The sequence below is a fragment of the Gemmatimonas sp. UBA7669 genome, assembly GCF_002483225.1.
In the GTDB taxonomy this organism is placed as follows: domain Bacteria; phylum Gemmatimonadota; class Gemmatimonadetes; order Gemmatimonadales; family Gemmatimonadaceae; genus Gemmatimonas.
Genome location: NZ_DLHL01000055.1, coordinates 70544 through 91069, shown reverse-complemented (window position 1 = coordinate 91069; position 20526 = coordinate 70544). Strand labels below are relative to the sequence as shown.

General features: G+C 63.5%; 18 protein-coding genes. 13 read left to right on the top strand and 5 right to left on the bottom strand.

The features are described 5' to 3' along the window. Positions 1 to 7 precede the first annotated feature (7 nt). The 3 genes from hslV to B2747_RS17345 all read left to right on the top strand — a co-directional run bounded on the left by hslV (position 8) and on the right by B2747_RS17345 (position 3211). Positions 8 to 553: an ATP-dependent protease subunit HslV gene (hslV, locus tag B2747_RS17355; RefSeq protein ID WP_291163892.1), complete on the top strand. Its 546-nt coding sequence runs from the start codon at positions 8 to 10 to the stop codon at positions 551 to 553. A 4-nt stretch (positions 554 to 557) separates the two neighbouring features. Beyond that, the gene (hslU, locus tag B2747_RS17350; RefSeq protein ID WP_291163888.1) at positions 558 to 1952 is read left to right on the top strand and encodes an ATP-dependent protease ATPase subunit HslU; all 1395 of its coding nucleotides are present in this window, start codon (positions 558 to 560) and stop codon (positions 1950 to 1952) included. Between the two features lie 65 nt (positions 1953 to 2017). Then, positions 2018 to 3211, top strand: a complete 1194-nt coding sequence (locus B2747_RS17345) for a hypothetical protein (RefSeq protein ID WP_291163885.1) — start codon at positions 2018 to 2020, stop codon at positions 3209 to 3211. Between the two features lie 76 nt (positions 3212 to 3287). On the opposite strand, the gene B2747_RS17340 is transcribed toward B2747_RS17345, so the two are convergent. Continuing rightward, complete coding sequence (locus B2747_RS17340) at positions 3288 to 3866, bottom strand: hypothetical protein (protein ID WP_291163883.1); 579 nt, start codon at positions 3864 to 3866, stop codon at positions 3288 to 3290. Between the two features lie 415 nt (positions 3867 to 4281). On the opposite strand from B2747_RS17340, the gene argF reads away from it, so the two are divergent. Together argF and bcp are read left to right on the top strand one after the other, a co-directional pair. Beyond that, positions 4282 to 5220 (top strand): ornithine carbamoyltransferase, encoded by a 939-nt coding sequence (argF, locus tag B2747_RS17335; protein WP_291163880.1) that lies wholly within the window; start codon positions 4282 to 4284, stop codon positions 5218 to 5220. 35 nt (positions 5221 to 5255) lie between these two features. Continuing rightward, complete coding sequence (gene bcp / locus B2747_RS17330) at positions 5256 to 5750, top strand: thioredoxin-dependent thiol peroxidase (protein ID WP_291163877.1); 495 nt, start codon at positions 5256 to 5258, stop codon at positions 5748 to 5750. On the opposite strand, the gene B2747_RS17325 is transcribed toward bcp, so the two are convergent. Beyond that, positions 5719 to 7134: an MBL fold metallo-hydrolase gene (locus B2747_RS17325; RefSeq protein WP_291163874.1), complete on the bottom strand. Its 1416-nt coding sequence runs from the start codon at positions 7132 to 7134 to the stop codon at positions 5719 to 5721. The two genes, bcp and B2747_RS17325, sit on opposite strands and share 32 nt — an antisense overlap. A 204-nt stretch (positions 7135 to 7338) precedes the next feature. Between B2747_RS17325 and gcvT the strand changes: the two genes are divergently transcribed. The 4 genes from gcvT (at position 7339) to B2747_RS17305 (ending at position 12886) form a co-directional block, all read left to right on the top strand. Continuing rightward, on the top strand, positions 7339 to 8451 hold the full coding sequence (gene gcvT, locus B2747_RS17320) for a glycine cleavage system aminomethyltransferase GcvT (protein ID WP_291163871.1): 1113 nt from the start codon (positions 7339 to 7341) through the stop codon (positions 8449 to 8451). Beyond that, positions 8448 to 10196 carry a sigma-54 interaction domain-containing protein gene (locus tag B2747_RS17315; RefSeq protein WP_291163868.1) on the top strand — a complete coding sequence of 583 codons (1749 nt, stop codon included), beginning with the start codon at positions 8448 to 8450 and terminating at the stop codon, positions 10194 to 10196. Before gcvT ends, B2747_RS17315 begins: the two co-directional genes overlap by 4 nt. A 161-nt stretch (positions 10197 to 10357) precedes the next feature. Beyond that, complete coding sequence (locus B2747_RS17310) at positions 10358 to 11260, top strand: hypothetical protein (protein ID WP_291163866.1); 903 nt, start codon at positions 10358 to 10360, stop codon at positions 11258 to 11260. 312 nt (positions 11261 to 11572) lie between these two features. Beyond that, complete coding sequence (locus B2747_RS17305) at positions 11573 to 12886, top strand: HD-GYP domain-containing protein (protein ID WP_291163863.1); 1314 nt, start codon at positions 11573 to 11575, stop codon at positions 12884 to 12886. Positions 12887 to 12890: 4 nt separating this feature from the next. Here the strand turns inward: B2747_RS17305 and B2747_RS17300 are convergent, their stop codons facing one another. The 3 genes from B2747_RS17300 to B2747_RS17290 all read right to left on the bottom strand — a co-directional run bounded on the left by B2747_RS17300 (position 12891) and on the right by B2747_RS17290 (position 18021). Next, positions 12891 to 16196: an ATP-binding protein gene (locus B2747_RS17300; protein ID WP_291163860.1), complete on the bottom strand. Its 3306-nt coding sequence runs from the start codon at positions 16194 to 16196 to the stop codon at positions 12891 to 12893. Between the two features lie 207 nt (positions 16197 to 16403). Next, a complete protein-coding gene (locus tag B2747_RS17295) occupies positions 16404 to 17393 on the bottom strand; it encodes an AAA family ATPase (RefSeq protein ID WP_291163857.1) in 990 nt (329 codons plus the stop codon). A gap of 178 nt (positions 17394 to 17571) precedes the next feature. After that, on the bottom strand, positions 17572 to 18021 hold the full coding sequence (locus B2747_RS17290; protein ID WP_291163854.1) for a BsuPI-related putative proteinase inhibitor: 450 nt from the start codon (positions 18019 to 18021) through the stop codon (positions 17572 to 17574). 352 nt (positions 18022 to 18373) lie between these two features. On the opposite strand from B2747_RS17290, the gene B2747_RS17285 reads away from it, so the two are divergent. The 4 genes from B2747_RS17285 (at position 18374) to atpE (ending at position 20482) form a co-directional block, all read left to right on the top strand. Further along, positions 18374 to 18565 carry an AtpZ/AtpI family protein gene (locus B2747_RS17285; protein ID WP_291163851.1) on the top strand — a complete coding sequence of 64 codons (192 nt, stop codon included), beginning with the start codon at positions 18374 to 18376 and terminating at the stop codon, positions 18563 to 18565. Beyond that, a complete protein-coding gene (locus B2747_RS17280; protein ID WP_291163849.1) occupies positions 18562 to 18957 on the top strand; it encodes a hypothetical protein in 396 nt (131 codons plus the stop codon). The genes B2747_RS17285 and B2747_RS17280 overlap by 4 nt, the downstream gene beginning before the upstream one ends. Before the next feature lie 23 nt (positions 18958 to 18980). Then, entirely contained in the window at positions 18981 to 19946 is a 966-nt protein-coding gene (gene atpB / locus B2747_RS17275) for a F0F1 ATP synthase subunit A (RefSeq protein WP_291163848.1), read from the top strand. A gap of 266 nt (positions 19947 to 20212) precedes the next feature. Continuing rightward, on the top strand, positions 20213 to 20482 hold the full coding sequence (gene atpE / locus B2747_RS17270) for an ATP synthase F0 subunit C (protein WP_343125919.1): 270 nt from the start codon (positions 20213 to 20215) through the stop codon (positions 20480 to 20482). Positions 20483 to 20526: the final 44 nt, after the last annotated feature.

Sequence of the window (20526 nt, the reverse complement as noted above, 5' to 3'; positions counted from 1 at the left end):
CATCAATATGCCACTTCCTCCTGTCCGGGCCACCACGATCCTCGCGGTGCGCAAGAACGGCCGGGTCGCCATCGGGGGCGACGGCCAGGTGTCCATCGGCGACACGGTCGCCAAGAATACGGCCGTCAAGGTGCGCGCGCTCAAGGGCGGCCGCGTGCTGGCCGGTTTTGCCGGCAGCGTGGCCGATGCGCTCACGCTGTTCGAGAAGTTCGAAGAAAAGCTCGAGCGCTATCCCGGTAATCTGCCGCGTGCGGCCGTGGAGCTGGCCAAGGAGTGGCGCAGCGATCGCGTGCTGCGTCGCCTCGAAGCCATGCTCATCGTCGCCGATGGCGACCACGGTTTCATGCTGAGCGGCAACGGCGAACTCATCGAGCCGGACGACGGCATCCTCGCCATCGGCTCGGGTGGTGCCTATGCCCAGGCTGCGGCGCGCGCGCTCGCGCGTGAAACCGGACTGGCGCCGCGCGAGATCGTAGAGAAGGCTCTCGTCATTGCCGGCGAGATCTGCATCTACACGAATACGAACATCACCGTGCTCGAACCCACGGTCTGATCGCATGCCATCACCACGTACGAAACAGGCCATTGCGCGGCTGGCCGACCTTACGCCGCGTCAGATCGTTGCCGAACTCGATCGCTACATCGTGGGCCAGGCCGACGCCAAGAAGGCCGTCGCCATTGCGCTGCGCAATCGCTGGCGGCGTCAGCGCGCACCGGAAGCCATTCGCCAGGAAATCGCGCCCAACAACATCATCCTCATCGGCCCGACCGGCGTGGGCAAGACGGAGATCGCCCGTCGTCTCGCCAAGTTGTCCGGCGCGCCCTTCGTGAAGGTCGAAGCCTCCAAGTTCACCGAAGTCGGCTACGTGGGCCGCGACGTGGAAAGCATGGTACGCGACCTCATCGAGAACGCCATCGACATGGTGCGCAGTGAGCGCGAGGTCGAAGTCGAAGATCTCGCCAACGAAAAGGTTGATGAACGCATTCTCGACTTGCTCTTGCCCACGCCGCCCGCCCTGCAGTCGGAAACGCCCGATGCAAAAGCCGAGCATGAGGCGGCGCTCGAGCGACACAAGCGCACGCGCGAGAAGCTCAAGGCGCTTTTGCTCGATGGGCAGCTTGACGGCCGCGAAGTGGAGGTGGAAGTCACGCAGCAGGGGCCGGGATTGCCGGGCCAGGCCATGCCGGGCGCGCCCGAAGGCATGGAGAGCATGGCCGAGTGGTTTCGCGACATGCTGCCCAAGCGCAAGAAGCGGCGCACGGTCAAGGTGAGTGAAGCGCGACGGCTCTTACTCGACGAGGAGCTCGACAAACTCATCGATCTCGACGATCTCACCGCCGATGCGCTGGAGCGTACCGAAGCCATGGGCATCGTCTTTCTCGACGAGATCGACAAGATCGCCGGCGAGCGCGGCCAGGGCGGTGGTCCTGACGTGTCGCGCGAAGGCGTGCAGCGCGACCTGCTGCCCATTGTCGAGGGCAGCAACGTGCAGACCAAGTACGGCATGGTGAAGACCGACCACATTCTCTTCGTTGCGGCCGGCGCATTTCACGTCAGCAAACCCAGCGACCTCATTCCCGAGTTGCAGGGCCGCTTCCCCATTCGTGTCGAGCTCAAGGCGCTCACCGAAGCCGACTTCGTGCGCATCATGCAGGAGCCCGAGCACGCGCTCACCAAGCAGTACGCGGCGCTCGTGGAGGCCGAGAACGCCTCGCTGTCCTTTACCGACGCGGGCATCGCCGAGCTGGCGCGCGTGGCCACACGGCTCAACGAGCGCATGGAAAACATTGGGGCGCGGCGCCTGCACACCGTCATGACCACGCTGCTGGAAGAGTTGCTCTACGAGCTGCCAGACCGCGGGCGCGAACCGGTGGTGGTGGACGCGGCCATGGTGCGCGAGCGGCTCAAGGTCATCAGCGAGGACGAGGACCTGCGCAAGTACATCTTGTAGTGCAGTGGGGCCGCGATCGTGGCATCACGGCCCGCCTGCCTTGTCAATCCCCTCCCGATTTTCGCATGCCTGCCTGTCGGCGACTCGCCATCAATGTGTTCGCGCTGGTGTCATGGCTGTGCATCAGCGCCTGTGAGAAAGAGACTGCACCCGCGCCCGCTGGTGACGTCGTCGTGGCTGCTGCAGGGGCCGGGCAGGAGGACGTAGTGGGCACCACGCTGGCCGACGAGTTCCCGTCGTCACTGGCCTTTCTGCCCGACGGCTCAATTGTGTTCACACAAGACAATGGGCAGGAAGTGTGGCGCGCCGACACAACGGGAAAGATTCGGTGGCGTGTCCGCCGACTCGGTGAAGGACCGGGCGAGTATCGTGTCGTGCAACACCTCGTGCCTTTGCCAGACTCGCAAATCGGTGTGGTGGACGAGTTGCGGGGCCGTTTTCAGGTGTGGGGGGCCAACGGTGCCTTACAGCGGGACACCCTCCTGCAACCCCAAACGGGTCGCCGTTCTGCAAACGTTGGGAAGGTCATCGGGCACGTAGGCGGTGAAGAGCTGCTCACGCTCCGGTCAGATGATGCGGTGGCACGCACGACCGATTCGCTCGGTCTCGACACCACTTTCGTGGAGCGCTTTGTGCCCGGCCACCAGCGACGCCGACTGGCCATTGCGCGCATCGAAGCCGTCGCGTCGACCGGCATGCAGTCGTTCCACCAGACTGTGTACTCCTCCGCCATCGCAGTCTGCGACTCTGGTCTGCTCCACGTTGAGGGCAACAGCGTGTGGCTGCGGGACAAGCTGTGGCGCATCAAGCAACAGTGGTCCATCGACGCGCCTCTGGAGACTGCCTCGGCAGTGTGGACCGACAGACGCCTTGCACCCATGGTGAATGACGCCGGGCGCCGGCAGGCAATTCTCGCATTCATGGAGAAGCATCGCTCCAGGGCCTCGAGGCCGATGACGCCGCGCATTGATGCCGTGGGACGTCTGTGGTACCGGACACGCGCGAACGATGCAGGCTCGGCGCCCGTATGGCGGATCCATGAGTTCGCCACCGTGGACGGCTCATGGCGTGTGGCTGCGCAAACGTCGCCAGGCCAACTTGTTGCCACGCTGCTGGGCCTCGGCGCGCGCCACGCGGTGCAGTGGACTACGGAAACAGACAGCACCGAATCCGCGCTCCGCCTGGTGCCGCTGCCTGGCTCTCTGGCTGCAACCACGGCCGGCCCATTCGCGTATTGCCAGCCTGATGGGCCGCGGTGACATGGCCCATTCGGTTCAACATGTTGACGGCAGAGTAGCGTGAGGCCGCCCCCAACGGTTCGCACTCGCTGGTTGCTCAGCGCGGCTCGGAAAAACCCTCGACGCGCGACCACATGCTCTGCAGACCATAGAGCGCGATCGCCCGCTGAATCTCTTCGTGGTCGATCGGTGCCAACCCGCGGTCCAGTATGCGCCTGATGTCGCGCAAGTGGCGGTCACCTCCGCCCATCTCCGCGTACTGCAGCTTCTTGATGATGACAAACTCCGGGGGCGCAATGGCAATAGCCAATCCGCCCACGCTGAGCCGCCGCCTGCGTGACAGGCCCCACAGGTTGAGCGGGTCGGTCCCGGCGAGGTAAACATCCGCCCGCAAGCTGGTGGGGCTGTGAATGACGTTGAAGTGCCCGTGCACTGATCGGGCGCATTCGACTTCGATTACCTCGAGTGGGGGCACGTACGTTTCCTCAGCCGCAAGCGCGGCGATCATGCGTGCCGCATCTCTGGGTGCCATGTCCACTACGATGTCGAGGTCGTTGGTCAGCCGCGGCTCACCATAGACGATCGCGGCAGCACCGCCGGTGACCATGTAAGGCAAGCCAATGGTCTCGAACGGCACGGTAAAGCGAGCCAACAAGTCACCAACCATGGTCGCCATCTTCGCGAATGGTCGCCGCCACTTTCATCCTGAAGCACGCAAAAAAAGCGTCCTGACTTCGGCCTGTACCTCAGCCTCCGAGAGCTCCGGCCGAAAAGTGCGCAGCCCCGCGGCCGCGAGCTCCCACGCCGTGGCGCGCAGTTCCATCGCCACCGTCAAGTTTCGCTCGGCGGCGCGGGACAGTATCTCTAGGTGGGTGTCGGGGACATGCTCCATAAGTGGGAATCTATAGCCCCGGCCGATGGTAGAGCTCCGGGCACCTCGCTTCAGGAGCCCCCCCGCATGAATTCCCGCCCAAGCATTGGACAAACGACACACTCGACTAAGTTTCCTGCATATCCATGCAGACGGCGCGGCCTCCCCGGTCGCGCCGTCTGCGTTCCGTTTCCCGGACGACCGAGCCAGGCAGGCGCCCATGCACCCCGAGCGACCGCACCGCGACTTCCTCAACATCGCCGACTTCTCGACCGACGAGACGTTTGCGTTGCTCGCGCTCGCCGAACGCATGCGCACCGGCGCCTACACCGCGCGGCCGCTGGCCGGCAAGGCGCTGGCCATGATCTTCATGAAGTCGTCCACGCGCACCCGCATGTCCTTCGAGGTGGGCGCCAATCAGCTCGGCGGTACGGCGCATTTCCTTTCGCCGCGTGACGTGCAACTGGGCCGCGGCGAACCCATCCCCGACACGGCCCGGGTGCTCTCGCGTTACGTCCACGGCATCATGATCCGCACCTTTGCGCATCAGGATGCCCAGGATCTCGCCACCTACGCGCACATCCCCGTCATCAACGGCCTCACTGACCTCTCGCATCCCTGTCAGGTGCTCGCCGATGTGCTCACCATGCAGCAGCACCTCGGCGATGTGCGCGGCAAGTCGGTGGCCTGGATTGGCGACGGCAACAACATGGCCAACTCCTGGATCGAGGCCGCCGCACATCTCGGCTTCAGCCTGCGGCTGGCCTGCCCGGAAGGCTACGACCCGGATGATCAGTTCCTCGCCGATGCCCGCGCGCGCGGCGCCGATGTGCGTCTGCTCCGCGATCCGCGCGAAGCCGTCGATGGGGTCGATGTGGTGACCACCGACGTATGGGCATCCATGGGCCAGGAGGAGGAACAAGCGCGGCGTGCGTTGGCGTTTGCCCTCTATCAGGTGGACGCGGAGCTCATGGCTCGCGCCGCACGTCACGCCATCTTCCTTCACTGTCTCCCGGCACATCGGGGTGAGGAAGTGACAGCCGAGGTTATCGACGGCCCGCAAAGCGTGGTGTGGGACGAGGCCGAGAACCGCCTGCACATCCAGAAGGCCATCATGGCCGCCCTCATGGGCAACGAGCCGCTTCACACGATGGGGTGAGTCGCCGTTGTCCACGGCTTCTCACCACACATCGCATGTCACTCGTTGTGGGGCGCATGGCCCCGAACTTCACGCTGCCCACCGATTCCGGTGAGCCGCTCACGCTCAAGTCACTGCGCGGACAGTGGGTGGTGGTGTTCTGCTATCCGCAGGACGACACGCCGGCCTGCACCGCAGAGGCCTGCGCGTTTCGCGACGCCTGGGCCGAGTTCGAAGAGATGGGTGCCGTGGTGCTGGGCCTCAGCCCCGACTCCGTCGCCAGACATCAGCGATTCAAGGCCAAACACACCTTGCCATACACGCTGCTGGCCGACGAGGACCACCGCGTGCTCGAGAAGTGGGGCGTGTGGGCACCCAAGAAGCTCTACGGCCGTGAGTACATGGGCGTGGTGCGCACGACTGTGATTATTGACCCGGCGGGTCGTGTAGCCAGCGTCTTTGAGAAGGTCAAAGTGGCTGGCCACATCGAGGCCGTTGCCGCCGAGCTGCGTCAGCGCATCAGGCGGAGACGGCCGGCTGCCATCGCGTGAACGAATCCGCGACCGTGCTCGGCGTGTAACCATGGCGGGCAAGAAAAGCTGACGCATGCACGGCGCGGGCACCGCTCGCGCAGTGCACCAGCACCGGCGCATCGTTGGGTAGCTCACCAAGTCGCGCCAAGAGACGCGTATGCGCAATGTTCTGCGCGCCCGTCACCTGCGCTGTGTCAAAGTCCACCTTGCCGCGCACGTCGAGCACACGCACGCCACCAGCCACACGACGTTCCTCCATCTCCGCCATGCTGATGGCCTCGAGCGTTGCGGCCGAACCGCCGCCGGCCACGTAGGCCGCAAAGTCCGCAGGCGTGAAGTAGCCTACCAGCTTGTCGAGGCCAATACGCAGCAGCAGACGCGTCGCTTCATCCACCTGTGAGGGCTCGATGATGAGATAGATCGGCGTGCCTTCCTCGATGTACGAGCCGGTGATGTTGACGAACTGGAACTCCCACTCGGCCAACAACGACTTGGGTAGATGCCCCTTGATGAACTCTCCGCGCGGCCGCGTGTCCACCACCACCACGTCACTGCGACCCGCCAGGGCACTCAACTCGCGTGAGGGAAGGTGGGGCAGTCCTGGCACGGCGCCAATGACCTTGGGCCCCACCTTGTTGTCCCGCTTCATGCGCGCAAAGTAGAACGGCGGTTCGGGCTGTCCGCTCAGAATGTAGGAGATGAAATCCGTCTCCGATGTGGCCGAACGCAGCGCCGGATTGAAGCGCAGCTCGTATCCCACCGTGGACGAGGGCACATCACCCAGTGACTTGCCGCAGGCACTGCCGGCACCATGGGCGGGCCACACCTGCGTGAACTCCGGCAGTCTGCGGAAACGCGCCAGTGAGCGGTAGAGTTGCTGCGCCGCCGGAATCATGCTGCCCGCGTGGCCTGCTGCGTTCTCCAGCAAGTCGGGCCGACCCAGGTCGCCCACAAACACAAAGTCGCCCGACACCACACCGACAGGCTCCGTGGCACCCGACCCGTGGTCGATAACCTCGTACACGAGATGTTCCGGCGTATGGCCGGGCGTGTGCACGGCGACAAATTCTATGTTGCCCACCTTGAAGTGGTCATCGTGCTTGAGCAGCCGATAGTCATACGACGAGTCGAGCAGCCACTCGTAGCGCCACTCCGGCCCGCCCTCGTCGCTGGCGTAGACCCGCACGCCCCGCTCGGCGAACTCCCGCAAGCCCGACAGATAGTCCGCATGGATATGCGTGTCGGCCGCCGCCACGATGCGCAGCTTGTGCCGTTCGGCCACGTCGTAGTAGCGATCAATGTCGCGTTCGGGGTCTATGACGATGGCTTCACCGCTGCGCGGGCAGCCGATCAGGTACGCATACTGAGCCAGGGCCGGGTCGAAGATCTGGCGGACGAGCATCAGGACCTCGCAATGTCGGAGTCAGCCGGTGTCGAGCCGGCGAGATACTGAGGAAGGTATATCCGGAGCCGGGACGTGGCGCGGTCGGGGAAATCCCCGCAGCGCATCGGGCGTTCGACTGCCAGCATGGCTGGCACAGTCCTGCCAATTCTGGCATCTTACCTGTTCGGCCGCTGTGGCCGACCACCAGCTCCGACCCCGCCCATGACTGCTGATAGCACCACTGCGCTCAAGCGCACGCCGCTTCACGACGTGCACGTCGCCCTCGGCGCCAAGATCGTGCCCTTCGCCGGCTACGAAATGCCCGTCCAGTATCCCGCCGGCATCACGGCCGAGCACAAGGCGGTGCGCGAGACCTGCGGCATGTTCGACGTGTCGCATATGGGCGAAGTCATCGTGCGTGGGCCTGATGCCATTCGTTTCGTCTCGTCGGTGACGAGCAACGACGTCTCGGCGCTGGCCGTGGGGCAGATTCAGTACAGCACGCTGCTGCGCGCCGATGGCACGATTGTCGACGACCTCCTGGTGTATCGCTTTCCCGATCACCTCATGCTGGTCATCAACGCCAGCAATCGAGACAAGGACATCGCGCATCTCGAGGCCAACCGCGCCGGCTTCGACTGCAGCTTGACGGATGTGTCCGACGCCACCGCGCTGCTGGCCGTGCAGGGCCCCGAGGCGCCAGCCATTGTCGCGGCGCTGGCCAGCGTGCCGCTCGACGGCATCAAGTACTACTGGTTTGTCGAGGGGCAGGTGGCGGGCGTGCCCTGCATCATCTCACGCACCGGCTACACGGGTGAACTCGGTTTCGAGTTGTACTTCGACGCCGCGCAGGCGAGCACGGTGTGGGCCGCCATCATGGCTGGTGGCCGTGTAACGCCCTGCGGACTCGGGTGCCGCGACACGCTGCGTCTCGAGGCCGGCATGAGTCTTTACGGCAACGAGCTCGACGATCGCACCACGCCGCTCGAGGCCGGGCTCAACTGGCTCGTCAAGCTGGGCAAGGCTGAGCCCTTCCTCGGCAAGGACGTGCTGCTGCGCCAGCACAGTGAAGGCACCGACCGCAAGCTCGTCGGCTTCACGTTCGAAGAGCGCGCCATTCCGCGGCACGGCTATCCCGTGGTGTACGGCGACGTGGTGGTCGGTGAAGTCTGCAGCGGCACCATGAGCCCCACGCTGGGCATACCCATCGGCACCTGTTATCTGCCGACGGCCGCCGCCGTGGAAGGCACCACCTTCGAAGTGGATATCCGCGGCAAGCGCGTGCCCGCGCGCGTGGTCAAGCTCCCCTTCTACAAGCGTCCAGGCAAGGCGTGACACAACCCGTACGGGCTGCCACGTCGCGTCGCACTGTTGAAGGTGACGACAACGGCGTAGTGGCCATTCTGCTCACCGACGTCGAGCCGGCGGTGCGTATCAACGCCGCGCTCGAGGCGCTCGGGCATCGTACGGTGGCCATCTCACCCATGGACGACGTGCGCGGTGAACTGCGTCGCGCGAAGCCCATGGTCGTGGTGTTCACCGGCGCGCTGCTCGACGCGGCGCACGTGGCGCTCGTGCGGCAGTTGCTCTGGGACAACGTGTCGGTCATCGGTCTGGTGGACGTGGCCGACCCGGCCCTCACCGACCGTCTGCGCGACATCGGGTACGCCGAAGTATGGGATAAGCCCGTCGTCGTTGACGATGTGGTGGACAGCATTCGTCGTCGCATGGAGCGTCGACAGTTGGCCGAATTGACGGGCCTTGTTGGGGAGTCGGCCGCCATTCGCGAAGTGCTGGTCAAGGTGGAGCAGATCGCGCCGGTCACGAGCACCGTGCTCATTGAGGGCGAGAGCGGCACCGGCAAGGAGTTGGTGGCCCGCGCGGTGCACCGTCTCAGTCCGCGGCGAGGCAAGCCGTTCATCGCCGTGAACGTGGGTGCCCTGCCGGAGACCCTGCTCGAAAGCGAATTGTTCGGTCACGAGAAGGGCGCCTTTACCGGCGCGGCCGAACGGCGACTGGGCCGCTTCGAGTTGGCGGACACCGGGACCTTGTTTCTCGACGAGATCGGCGAGATTCCGCAGAGCACGCAGGTCAAGTTGCTGCGTGTGCTCGAGGAGCGCGAAGTCACGCGTGTGGGCGGCGGGCAATCCATTCCGGTGGATGTGCGTGTGGTGGCCGCCACCAATCGCCCGTTGCGTGAGCATGTGGAGGAGGGGCAGTTTCGCGCCGATCTCTTCTATCGACTCAACGTACTGAGCGTCTATCTCCCGCCACTGCGTGAGCGGCGTGAGGACATTCCGCTGCTCGTGCGGCGCTTCGTGAGCGAGTTCTCGTCGCTGCACGATCGTGCCTTCAACGGCATATCGGCCGACGCGCTCGGCCTGCTGGTGGAGTACCACTGGCCCGGCAACGTGCGCGAGCTGCGCAATCTCGTGGAAAGCATGGTGGTGCTTGCACACGGGCGCGAAATCGTCGCCGACGACATTCCGCGGGCCATTCGTGATGGCGGTGGGCGTCGGCTGCTGCCGGTGCCGGTGGGGCCCATGGTGCAGGGTGCCGAACGCGCGCAGGGCCGCGAGCTCGAGTTCATCGTGCGCTCACTCGTCGAGCTCAAGCTGCAGGTCGAAGAACTGCGCCGCCGCATGGACGTGGAGCAGCGGCCGCCGTTGGGCTGGGTGGGCGACGTGCACCCAGTTGGTGGTCACCCCCTCGGGGGGCATCCCATGGCGGGCCACCCGATCGGGAACGGTCACGTGGCCCCGCCGTTCGGTGGGGATGTGGCGATCGGACCTGTGGTTCCGGCCGGCGGGGCTCGCGGTGCGGAGTTCCGGGCCGGGGAATCGTACGGCATCGAGCCGCGCGATCAGACGCCGCCGGCGACGGTCATTACCCTGGGGCCGGGCATGACCATGGCGGAAATCGAGCGCGTGGCCATCCAGGCGGCGTTGCGGGATTCCGGAGGGAACCGTCGAAAAGCAGCGGAATTGCTGGGGATTGGCGAGCGGACCTTGTACCGGAAACTGCGGGAGTACGAGGGGGAGACGGGGCCCGACGAGGGGCCTGATGGAGAGGAAACTTGAGGTCTGGGGCGTTACATGGTTGTCATACAACATCTTGCCGTAAAGCTGAGTCTTGCCAAACGGCGTTCTCATCCACAGATTGGCGCCGTTGATGGTCGGATGCAGTTCTCCGGATCCCTCCCCTCACGGAGTCCAGTCTGTCCAATCCAGTCCTGCTCGGCATGACGTCGCCCTCCCAGCCATCTGGCATCGTTGCGGGGAGCGTCCTGCCAATCCGTCGGGCCGAGGAGCTGATCGCCACGCTCCCCGGGGTGTTGTCCGTGCGGATCGTGCCCAGCGAGACGGGGGCCGTGGATGAAATCCACGTCCTGACGACCGACCTCGTCCTCCCCAAGAACACGGTCCGCAACATCGAAAGCGCGCTCATGGCGCAGCTCGGGTTGCGGGTGAACCACCGCAAGATCTCCATCGCCACGACGCTGGACGCGCCGCGGGCTACCGATGGGCCGGCCGCTGCGGCGTCGGCCGTTCAGACCGGCTCGGCTGCGCCTGTGGCTCCGGCGTCCGTTGCGTCAGCGCAACAGGCGGCAGGAGCCCCTGCCGTCGGGCCGACGGCGACCGGACATGTGACGTCGACCGTGGCTTCGCCGTCTGTCCCACTTCGTGCCGTTTCCACGAATCAGTCGTCGTATCTGTCAGCAGGGCTGCCCGACACCACGGGCAGCCGGCGCTTGCTGGTGTTCGAAGATGTCGAGGTGCGGCGGTCGCGATCGCGGGGCGTGCTGGTGCGCGTGACGCTGACGCGCGATGGCCAGGAGTACTTCGGTGAGGCGGAAGGGCAGGAGACGGAGCGTTCGCGCATCGAGCTGGCCGCGCGGGCCACGTTGCAGGCGATCATCGGGGCGATGAAGGCCACACCTGGCGGCGAGCGCAGTCTCGCGCTGGAGGGGTCGAAGCTCATCGAGGCGTTTGATCGCGAGTTCATCTTCGTCAGTGTGGCGGCGCGTGTGAGTCGCGAGCCGGTGGCACTGACGGGCAGCTGTGAAGTGCGGGAGAGCGCGGAGACGAGCGCCGTTCTGGCGGTGCTCGACGCGACGAACCGCTGGGTGCATCTGGACCGCTAGGACGCGACGACGCGTCCCCGGGTCGGAACCACATACCTCGTCGACCAGACGACCAACCCCAACGTCCCCGTCAACCGAAAAGAGCGGAGCTGAGCGGGCAGGCCAAGTAACAGGAGCGGAGCCAACCTCGAATAGCACGATCATTCCGAGCGGAATGTCGTGACTGACCCGATGGGAGGTGACGCAAGATGGAATTCATGGCCCAGCTCGTGAACGCGATGACGTCGTTCGTGTTGGCTGATCTGAAGCTCTGGGGCTGACCCAGGGTGACGGTTAGGCGGGGCGCCTATACCAAAACCTATGAAGACAAGCGTGATCGCCTATGTGTACGCGATCGTGGCAGCTGCGGCTGCCTCGCTTGTCGCGCTTTATTTCAATGACCCTGCCGTGGATCTCAAACTCCTAACTGGAGCTGGATGGCTGACGTCTGTTGCCTTTCTGGGCACCGTTCTCAGCTACCGAGTTCAGGGAAGCACGTTCGGCGCCGTATCGTTCATCCCGTTTATTACGGCGTTCGTGTTGTACCCTTCATGGGCCTCTGTCGCAGTCGTAGGTACCGGCGCGCTTCTGGCTGAAATGATGAAGCCGAAGATGGCGATAAAGCGCGCATTCAATGTTGCGCAGATCGTCCTTGCTGGCAGTGTGGCTTGCGCAGCGTACGTCTGGCTTGGAGGTGAGTCTCTCAAGCTCAAGTCTGACTTTCAGGCCATCCCGCATGTTGGCGCGGTTGTAACGTTCATCGTGCTAAACACTCTGGCCGTTGCTGCCGTCATCGGGATTGCGGAAGGCAAGAGCATCGTTCGTACGTGGCTCGATGGAAACGCCGCTGGTTTGGTCTACGACGTGGTCGCCATTCCCACGGTGTACTTCTTTGCTCGGGCCTACGTTGACTGGGGCGCATGGGGCATCTTTGCGCTTTGTATTCTTGTGGTTGGTCTCCGCTTCACCTACCAGTCGAAGCACCAACTTGAGACAACCAACCGGGAACTGCTCGAACTTTTTGTCCATACAGTCGAGTTCCGTGACCCGTATACGTCGGGTCACTCACAGCGAGTTAGCCGCTTCTCGCGGATTATCGCGCAGCTAATCGACCTGAGTCCGAAGGAGATCGATCGAATCTCGACTGCGGCCCTACTTCATGACGTTGGTAAGATCCATGAGATTTTTGCCCCCATTCTGATGAAGCCAGGACGGCTTACCCCAGAGGAGAGGGCGATCATGGAGCTGCACCCCATTAAGAGCGCCGAGCTTGTGGCAAAGATCTCCGAGTTGCAGGATATCGTGCCCGCGGTTCGGCACCACCATGAAAACTGGGACGGAACAGGCTACCCTGATCAGCTGAAGGGTAAAGAGATCCCGCTAGGGTCGCGCATCATTATGTTCGCGGACACGATCGACGCAATGACGACCGATCGGCCCTACAGAAAGGCCCTTGGCGAGGCAGAGGTGCGCGCGGAACTGCTAAAGTGGAAGGGCAAGCAGTTTGATCCGGAGATTTGCGAGAGGCTCTTGGCCTCGCCAGACTTCCGTAGGCTCTTCGATAGCAGTGACTCGGGCAAGGTTCACTCGCTAACCCAGATTCTTGAAGCGGTACGAAAGCGAGTAAAGACACCTGCGGTCGCTTAGTTCTCTAGAGAACGCGATCAACCACGGCGCGGAGGAAGAGCGGCAGAGCCCCTCGTTCTCTGCGTTGTTCGTTTAGGTATCTAAACATCAGGCTCTTCGCGAGCTTACTTTCATCACAGCGTACGAGGGCAGAACAGAGTACGCCAGTGAGATAGTCCGAGGTTCCGTACGACGCGGTGAGGCGGTGCTTTTCGATTGCCGACTCAAGCAAGGCTCGATTAGGAGGTCCGCTGTCCTCTACAAGAGCTATGCCAATCTCTAGGGCAACCAAGTAGGCGGTCGCCTTCGCTGTCGGGAAACGGGGCTGACCGTTGCGAGCAGCGTCCAGAAAACGCTTCGCGCTGTCGGGTCTGCCGGCCTCTATCTCGCACCTCGCCTTGTGGGCTATGAGGAAACTGCCAGCTATTGGATCAAAGTTCGATGCCATTAATCGATCGATTTCCCCATTCCACAGCGATAGAGCCTGCATATCGCCGGCGTCCAATGCGATAAGCGCTAACTGCCAGGCAGGGAACTCAGCCAGTTTTGGTGTGTGAAGCTGATTGGCAATCTCGAATTGCCGCAAAAACGATGACCGTGCCAAATCAAACTCTCCGCAGAGGCGGAGCGTAAATGCTGCGCGACCACAGTCTATAGCAACCTGCGTTGATGGCCGAGTCGTTGCGGCAGCATCTAGGATAGACTTTGCCAAGCGGCTAGCGATGCTTAGATCGCCGAAGATCGCGTGGTAGAGCAAAGATGAGCGTGTTTCAGCATCCGCCAGCTGTGGCCGAACTGCAGACGAGACAACTGGCGAGAAACAGCGAGATGCAGTGATCGAATCGCATGTATTTGCACAAATAGTGATCCCGATCGCCGAAGCCCTCAATCTCTTATCGAGCGGAAGCTTGTCGTCTTCGGCAATGCTCGCGCAAAGAGACGCTAAGTGGTCACGGTCTACAATCGGGTCAGCACGATGAGCTGAATCTGCGTAGGTAAGAACGTCGTCAACTCGAATGTCTGTTTGACACAATCCTGTGCTTGCCACATCGATTGTCCCAGCGGCACCGCCAAGCGCGCGACGATACTCACCTGCCTCGAGCTCTAGCCTGTTTCGGAGTCGATTGACACTCTGCGATGTTTGTTCCGAGTGGTCGTCAAACACCCTATTGATATGAGTGAGAACCGCAATCGGGGCACCTAGATCGAGTAGATCGAGCTCGTTCCTCAGCAGAAAGTCTGTTACGTCACTTTGCGATCCCACGATCGATAGGTTTTCAAGGGCGTCGAGAAGTCGCGCCTTCTCTTCGCGGTCACGGCATTCCTGCTCGTAGTGGCTCGCGGCAGCCAGGCGCAACGTGGCCTCGCCAATTCGTGACAAGCGTTTCGAGGCGGCCCGGGCCACCACGTCGTGTGAAACGACTAATGATGCGTCCCCCTTTGCGAGGCATCCGGACTCCTCTAGTCTCTCGAGCGCGTCAACTACATCGTGAGTGGGAAGGCCAAGGATCGCCCGGATCCTCTCGAGTGAGGCATTGCGTCCAAGAATGTCGATTAACTGGAGAGCGCGAAGTGCAGCGGGTGGCAGTCTGTCCAATCGTTGATCGATGACGCTAGCCAGTGTCGGAGGTACGCCGGTTGCATCACCATTGATGACCCAGTGTTCCACCAGGGCTCGTAGAAGTAGTGGCGCACCTCCGCTGTTGGAGATGATCCATTGTTCAATCTCAGCGTTGAGATCAGCCGAAAGATCGCTGCCTATGGCCCTGGTAAGCCTCTGGCAAGCTTCAATTGCAAGTGGCTCTAGTCTGCGAACAATCAGTCTCGTCGGAACCGACCGTGGATTACCCTCTCGAATCGTGGAGTAACGACATGTCGCGACAAGCATAAGCCGCGTCTGGCCTACTCGCTTGATCAGGTCAGTTAGTATGTCCCAAGTAGTGTCATCAACCCACTGCAGGTCTTCAATCTGCAGGTAAATGGGCCGGTCGTCCGATAGTGCACCAACGAGGTCGACCAATGCGTTTCTGATCGTGTGGCTTCGGAGGGAGCGAAGCACCGCATCGATGTCTTCAGTGAATCGCTCAGTAATGATCGGTGTCGCGGCATCTTGCTCTTGATCCGACTTCTGATCTGGAAGGTCTCCCCCCACCAACCGCCGCAGCACCGTCAGGCTCTCCGGCGAACAGCCCAACGCACCCGGATACGACATCAACTCCGGAAGGATCTCCATCACCACACCCAGGGGGCGATGCTGGTCGCTCTCCCGGCACTCGATCGTCACCTCACGGTAGCCCTCGATCTGCGCCACCTTGCCCAGCTCGGTGCACAGACGCGTCTTGCCGATGCCCGCCGGTCCGTGCAAGAGCACCGCGCTGCCATCGTGCCAGCGCGCGCGCCGCAATTGCATCGTCAGCTCGGCCATTTCCTGCTCGCGCCCCATGAAGTGACGCTCGGTGGCGGCCAGTGAGGGACGACGCCGCGCCGAAGGCTCGGTGAAGCGCCGGCGCAACTGCGATGCCGGCAAGCGAATGTCGCCAGCGTCCGGACCCAGTTCCTCCAGATAGCGATCCAGAATCGCCACCGCCTCCGCCTTCGCGCCGTTCATCATCACGCACTCGGCGATCGTCAGCGTGGCGTCTTCGTTGAGCGGATCGAATTGCAACAGCCAGCGCGACAACACCTCCGCGCCTGTCCAATCACCACGCTCCCGCCGACGACGAAGCTGGGTCACCAGCACGCGCCGCACGTCCGCATGCACCACGTCACGCGTCAATGACAACCACTGCGCGTACGCCTCGCCCGGACCGTTGTAGCCGGGAAGCCACAGGCCAAACGGCTCGTCGCCGCGCGTTACGTCACGGTCGAAGTGCTCGACACTACGGTCCACGCAAAACACAGCCTCGACGTGAGCCTTGTCGAGTATCACGTCAGCATCCGTCTGCGAAACCGCCATCCCCATCGTGCGCAACTTGTACAGCAGTTGCCGCAGATTGCCGCGCTGGCGAGACTCCGGTTGATCCGGCCACAGCTCCGAGAACAGGTCGCCACGTGGGACTCGATGCCCCGGCGTGTGCAGCAGACGCACCAGCAACGCGAATTGCAGACCAAAGGTCGGCGTGATGAGCTGCGGGCCCCACAAGACCCGCGCCGCCCCCAAGGTCTGCGCGCGCAGCCGCACGCCGCCCGCCACCTCGCTCGCGGATGGCCCGCCTGCCACCGAATCATTCGGGTCGCTCACCGGCAGCACACTGGGAAAGGCAGAGGGAATAGGCGGAGACGTCGACGCACGATCGCGATGGCGGGTCGAACGACGACGAGAACGGGGCATGACTCACTCCGAGGACCAGTAGGCCCGCGATGAGGGACGGATTGCGGCAGCGTCCACCATCATCGTACCACTCGTCATTGGAGCGTCAGCGGCACGTCAATTGTACTGCGCTGCACCCAGCCACACACGCCTCGTCTCAAAAACGAAAAACGGCGGAGCCCGCCAGGACTCCGCCGTCATCAGTTTGGTCCCAACAACAACCGCTGATCAGTTGGCTGGGAAGGTAATCAGCGACTCCGCCGGTACCCCGTCCGCCTCCGCCTGGAAGTTCAACACCAGACGGTGACGCAGCACGGCCTGGGCCACACTCTTCACGTCGTCGATGTCCGGCATGGCCCGGCCATCCATGGCGGCACGCGCCTTGGCGCCCAGCACGAGATACTGCGACGCGCGCGGACCCGCGCCCCAGCTCACGTACTGCTTGACGCGCGCCGTAGCCTCCGGATCGTCGGGCCGCGTGCTGCGCACCAGCTTCACCGCGTACGAGACCAGACTCGGCGGCGCCGGCAGCCGGCGCACCAGACGCTGCAACTGCAGCAGCTCCTCGCCGCCCAGGACCGGCACCACCTTGCCCTGTGTGTCACCCGTGGTGGAGAGCACGATCTGCTCCTCCTCCTCGCGCGTCGGGTAACCGATGTTCAACTCGAACATGAAGCGGTCGAGCTGCGCTTCGGGCAGCGGATACGTGCCTTCCTGCTCCACCGGATTCTGCGTGGCCAGCACGAAGAAGGGACGCGGCAGGTCATACGTGCGGCCGGCCACCGTGACCGTACGCTCCTGCATCGCCTGCAGCAGCGCCGCCTGGGTCTTTGGCGGGGCGCGATTGATTTCGTCGGCCAGCACCATGTTGCCGAACACCGGACCGGGCGCGAAGCGAAACGCCCGCTTGCCCGTGCCAGGCTCCTCTTCCATGAGCTCCGTGCCCGTGATGTCACTGGGCATGAGGTCGGGCGTGAACTGCACACGCGAGAAGGTCAGATCGAGAGCCTGCGCCACGGTCTGCACCAACAGGGTCTTGGCCAGACCCGGCACACCCACCAGCACCGCATGACCGCCGGCCAACAGGGCCGTCACCAGGTCATCCACGACATGGGCCTGACCCACAATGCGCTGCGCAATCTGTTTTGACAGGGCCGAGCGGGCGCCGGCGAGGCGCTCGAGCAGGGCAAGATCGTTGGCGTCGGGAGATGAACTCACGGAGGCAGGGTAGAGGGCGGGAATGCAGGCAGGAATGCGGTCGCGGCGTACGTGGACAAGATGCACCAGAAACCTGCCACAAAACACTAACGGACGCCCAAGGGCGTCCGTTGCAGGACAAGTGGCACCGGGTGATGGCCGTCGCTGAGCGATGGCCGCTCAGCGCCATCCGGCCAATTCAACGCAGCGTGAAGGCCACGCGCTGCTGCACCGGGTGATTCTCGCTATGGAGTTGCGCCACCAGTGTGTAGCGACCCGGGGCGGGCGGGGTCCAGCGCTCGTCGTACACGGTGCTATCATGCGCGTCGAGCAACCGGTTCTGCATGGCTTGCGTGAAGAGTCGTCCCTTGCTCCAGCGCCAGACTTCGGCGCCGCTGCTGTCCTCGACCGCGAAGTCGTGGGTGCGGCCGTCGGGGAAGCTGAGCTCCACGCGCTTGGGCGAGTCATTGGTGACGGCAATGGCGAAGCGGACCGTGCCTCGCGCCGTGTCGACCATGACATGCGACACCACGCCGCGTTCCGTTCCGGATTTTGGACGTGCGCTGGCCACCGGATTGGGGGTGCGCGGCCCACAGGCAAACACCAGGGCGGCGGCGGCCAGCAGCGGAACGGTGATGCGCGAAAGCATCAGGGAAATGGGAGTGGGGGGTGGGCGATCTGGCGCTGGAGCCAATCACATGCCGGTCATGTGTTTGGACGATCCAGCCTCACATTTCGCTACAGCGCCACGTTATCAACGGGTGGTCCCGCTGTCAAGATGAAAATTTGCGAACAACGACGTGCTAAGTGACGGTGGTTCCGGAGGTTTGCTGTCCAGTTCGCCTTGTCGGTCTTTGTTCGGTTTCGGTCAAAAAGTTCGCTTGCGAAAAATTTCACAAGCGCCTAGCTTCCGCCCCCGAATGGCGAAAACGCCCGAATTCCGCCCCCCGGGATCCCGTGCCGATGGTGAGGTCTCACCGTGGGCGCTGGCCGGACTCGGGATGCAGTTCGCGGTGGCCATCGTGATGTTCGTGTACCTCGGCAATTGGCTGGATCGCCGGCTGGACACAGCGCCGCTTTTTCTGCTTGGCGGCGTGCTGGTTGGTGGTGGTGGAACCTTCTACTCGGGCTATCGGCGCATCATGGCGCCCAAGGCACGGGACGCGGACAGCAATCACTCGGAGTCGACATGAACGCCGGCAAGACGTCGACACCCGAAGTGGCTGGCCGCGGCATGTTGCGCTCCATCGCAGCCTTTATGACGACGCAGGTGGTGTTGGTGCTGGCACTGGCGTTTGTCATGCAGCGCTTTGTGTGGCCCGGTGACGAGGCCGCGCGCGCGGTGCACGCCAGTGCCTGGCTTGCAGTGGTGGTGCAGCTGTTCACCTTTGCCTTCGCGCGCCTGGTGGCGCGCCAGCAGGTGATCGCTGCGTGGGGACTGGGAGTGCTGTTGCGGTTCGCCGCCGTGGCCTTCTGGGCGTTTCTCGGCATCAAGGCGTTGGGCTTGCTCGGCGGGCCCGCGTTGCTCTCACTGGTGGTGTTCTTCTTCGTCTCGACACTCGTCGAGCCGTTGTTCCTGAACTGACGACTACACTCCGGATGCGGTCGATGATCCGTTCGCTGTCCACGTTGGCTTGCGTGACCCTGTTGGCCGTGACGACTGTCACGGCGCCGCTCACGCTGTCCGCCCAGGAGCACGCTGCTCCGGCCGATGCGCATGCTCAGACCGGCGAGGCGCCGGTCGACATCATCACGCCGCACATCACCGACGGCAATCATCTCGAAATCCCGTGGCCCAACTCGCATCTGGCCAAGGAAGTTGAGCTGCCGCACTGGGCGCCCATCAACATCGGTGGCATGCAGGTGGACATCTCGCCCACCAAGCACGTCGTGTTCATGCTGCTCGCGGCCACCATCGTCGCAATCGTGCTCATCGGCTCGGCCAATGCCTCGCGTCGTCAGCACCAGCAGCAGGGCCGCTCGCGCGGTTTTGCCGGTGCCATCGAGGCCATGGCGCTCTATCTGCGCAACGAAGTGGTGCTGCCCAATGTCGGTCACCATGGTGAGGGCTTCGTGCCCTTCGCGCTCACGATGTTCTTCTTCATCCTCGTGATGAACCTGCTGGGCATGCTGCCCTGGGGTGCCACCGCCACCGGCAACATCTCGGTGACGGCCACGCTGGCCATCATCACCGCCATCGTGGTGGAAGTGGCCGGCATTCGTGCCAACGGGATCGGCTACCTGAGCACGATTTTCTACTGGAACAAGGATCTGCCGCTGCCCATGCGCGTGATCATGTTCTTCGTCATGTCGCCGGTGGAAATGGTGGGCAAGCTGTCCAAGCCCTTCGCGCTGGCCGTGCGTCTGTTCGCCAACATGACGGCCGGTCACATCGTGCTGCTCGCGCTCATCGGCCTGATCTTCACGTTCAAGAGCTACGTGATCGCGCCGGTGCCGGTGCTGATCGCGACGGCCATCAGCATGCTCGAACTGTTCGTCGCGTTTCTGCAGGCCTTCATCTTCACGCTGCTCGCCAGCGTGTTCATCGGGCAGATTCGCGAGGCACACCACTAACAGCAGCTGGGAGTTTTGAGCTCTGGGTCTTGAGTACTCACGACACGAAACCTGAACTCAGAACCCGGAACTGATCGGTTGAACACTGTAGCACACGCGCTTTAGCACAACAGCTGCCGGTTCTCCCCCGTCAGCCGTTGCGTAGCCGGTCGAGCGACCGGTGAATCCCGCTGGGTTCAACCCGTTGGCGGGTCATGCGGACCAGAGCGTCCGTCGGGAGTGCAGCACATCAACGACTACGTCTCAGGAGTTTTCAGATGGAAATCATGGGTCTCCTCCAGGCCGCCGCTCCGGTGGTGCAGGATCCGAAGGGCCTCGCGCTGATCGGCGCTGGCATTGCCGCCGCCGGCGGCGTGATCGGTGCCGGCATGGGCATCGGCCGCATCGGTGGTTCGGCGGTGGAAGGCATGGCGCGTCAGCCCGAAGCGGCCGGCCGCATCCAGACGGCCGCGCTCATCCTGGCCGCCCTGATCGAAGGCGCCGCGCTGTTCGGCGTCGTGATCGGCTTCCAGATCCAGAGCAAGATCACGTTCTGATCTGTTCGCGTGCGGAGCGCCCGGCTTTTCCGCCGCGGCGCTCC

Excerpts from the sequence above, each read along its gene's own strand:
- hslV (WP_291163892.1), top strand. The coding sequence starts at position 8 with ATGCCACTTCCTCCTGTCCGGGCCACCACGATCCTCGCGGTGCGCAAG.
- hslU (WP_291163888.1), top strand. The coding sequence starts at position 558 with ATGCCATCACCACGTACGAAACAGGCCATTGCGCGGCTGGCCGACCTT.
- B2747_RS17345 (WP_291163885.1), top strand. The coding sequence starts at position 2,018 with ATGCCTGCCTGTCGGCGACTCGCCATCAATGTGTTCGCGCTGGTGTCA.
- B2747_RS17340 (WP_291163883.1), bottom strand. The coding sequence starts at position 3,866 with ATGGCGACCATGGTTGGTGACTTGTTGGCTCGCTTTACCGTGCCGTTC.
- argF (WP_291163880.1), top strand. The coding sequence starts at position 4,282 with ATGCACCCCGAGCGACCGCACCGCGACTTCCTCAACATCGCCGACTTC.
- bcp (WP_291163877.1), top strand. The coding sequence starts at position 5,256 with ATGTCACTCGTTGTGGGGCGCATGGCCCCGAACTTCACGCTGCCCACC.
- B2747_RS17325 (WP_291163874.1), bottom strand. The coding sequence starts at position 7,134 with ATGCTCGTCCGCCAGATCTTCGACCCGGCCCTGGCTCAGTATGCGTAC.
- gcvT (WP_291163871.1), top strand. The coding sequence starts at position 7,339 with ATGACTGCTGATAGCACCACTGCGCTCAAGCGCACGCCGCTTCACGAC.
- B2747_RS17310 (WP_291163866.1), top strand. The coding sequence starts at position 10,358 with ATGACGTCGCCCTCCCAGCCATCTGGCATCGTTGCGGGGAGCGTCCTG.
- B2747_RS17300 (WP_291163860.1), bottom strand. The coding sequence starts at position 16,196 with ATGCCCCGTTCTCGTCGTCGTTCGACCCGCCATCGCGATCGTGCGTCG.
- B2747_RS17290 (WP_291163854.1), bottom strand. The coding sequence starts at position 18,021 with ATGCTTTCGCGCATCACCGTTCCGCTGCTGGCCGCCGCCGCCCTGGTG.
- B2747_RS17285 (WP_291163851.1), top strand. The coding sequence starts at position 18,374 with ATGCAGTTCGCGGTGGCCATCGTGATGTTCGTGTACCTCGGCAATTGG.
- B2747_RS17280 (WP_291163849.1), top strand. The coding sequence starts at position 18,562 with ATGAACGCCGGCAAGACGTCGACACCCGAAGTGGCTGGCCGCGGCATG.
- atpB (WP_291163848.1), top strand. The coding sequence starts at position 18,981 with ATGATCCGTTCGCTGTCCACGTTGGCTTGCGTGACCCTGTTGGCCGTG.
- atpE (WP_343125919.1), top strand. The coding sequence starts at position 20,213 with ATGGGTCTCCTCCAGGCCGCCGCTCCGGTGGTGCAGGATCCGAAGGGC.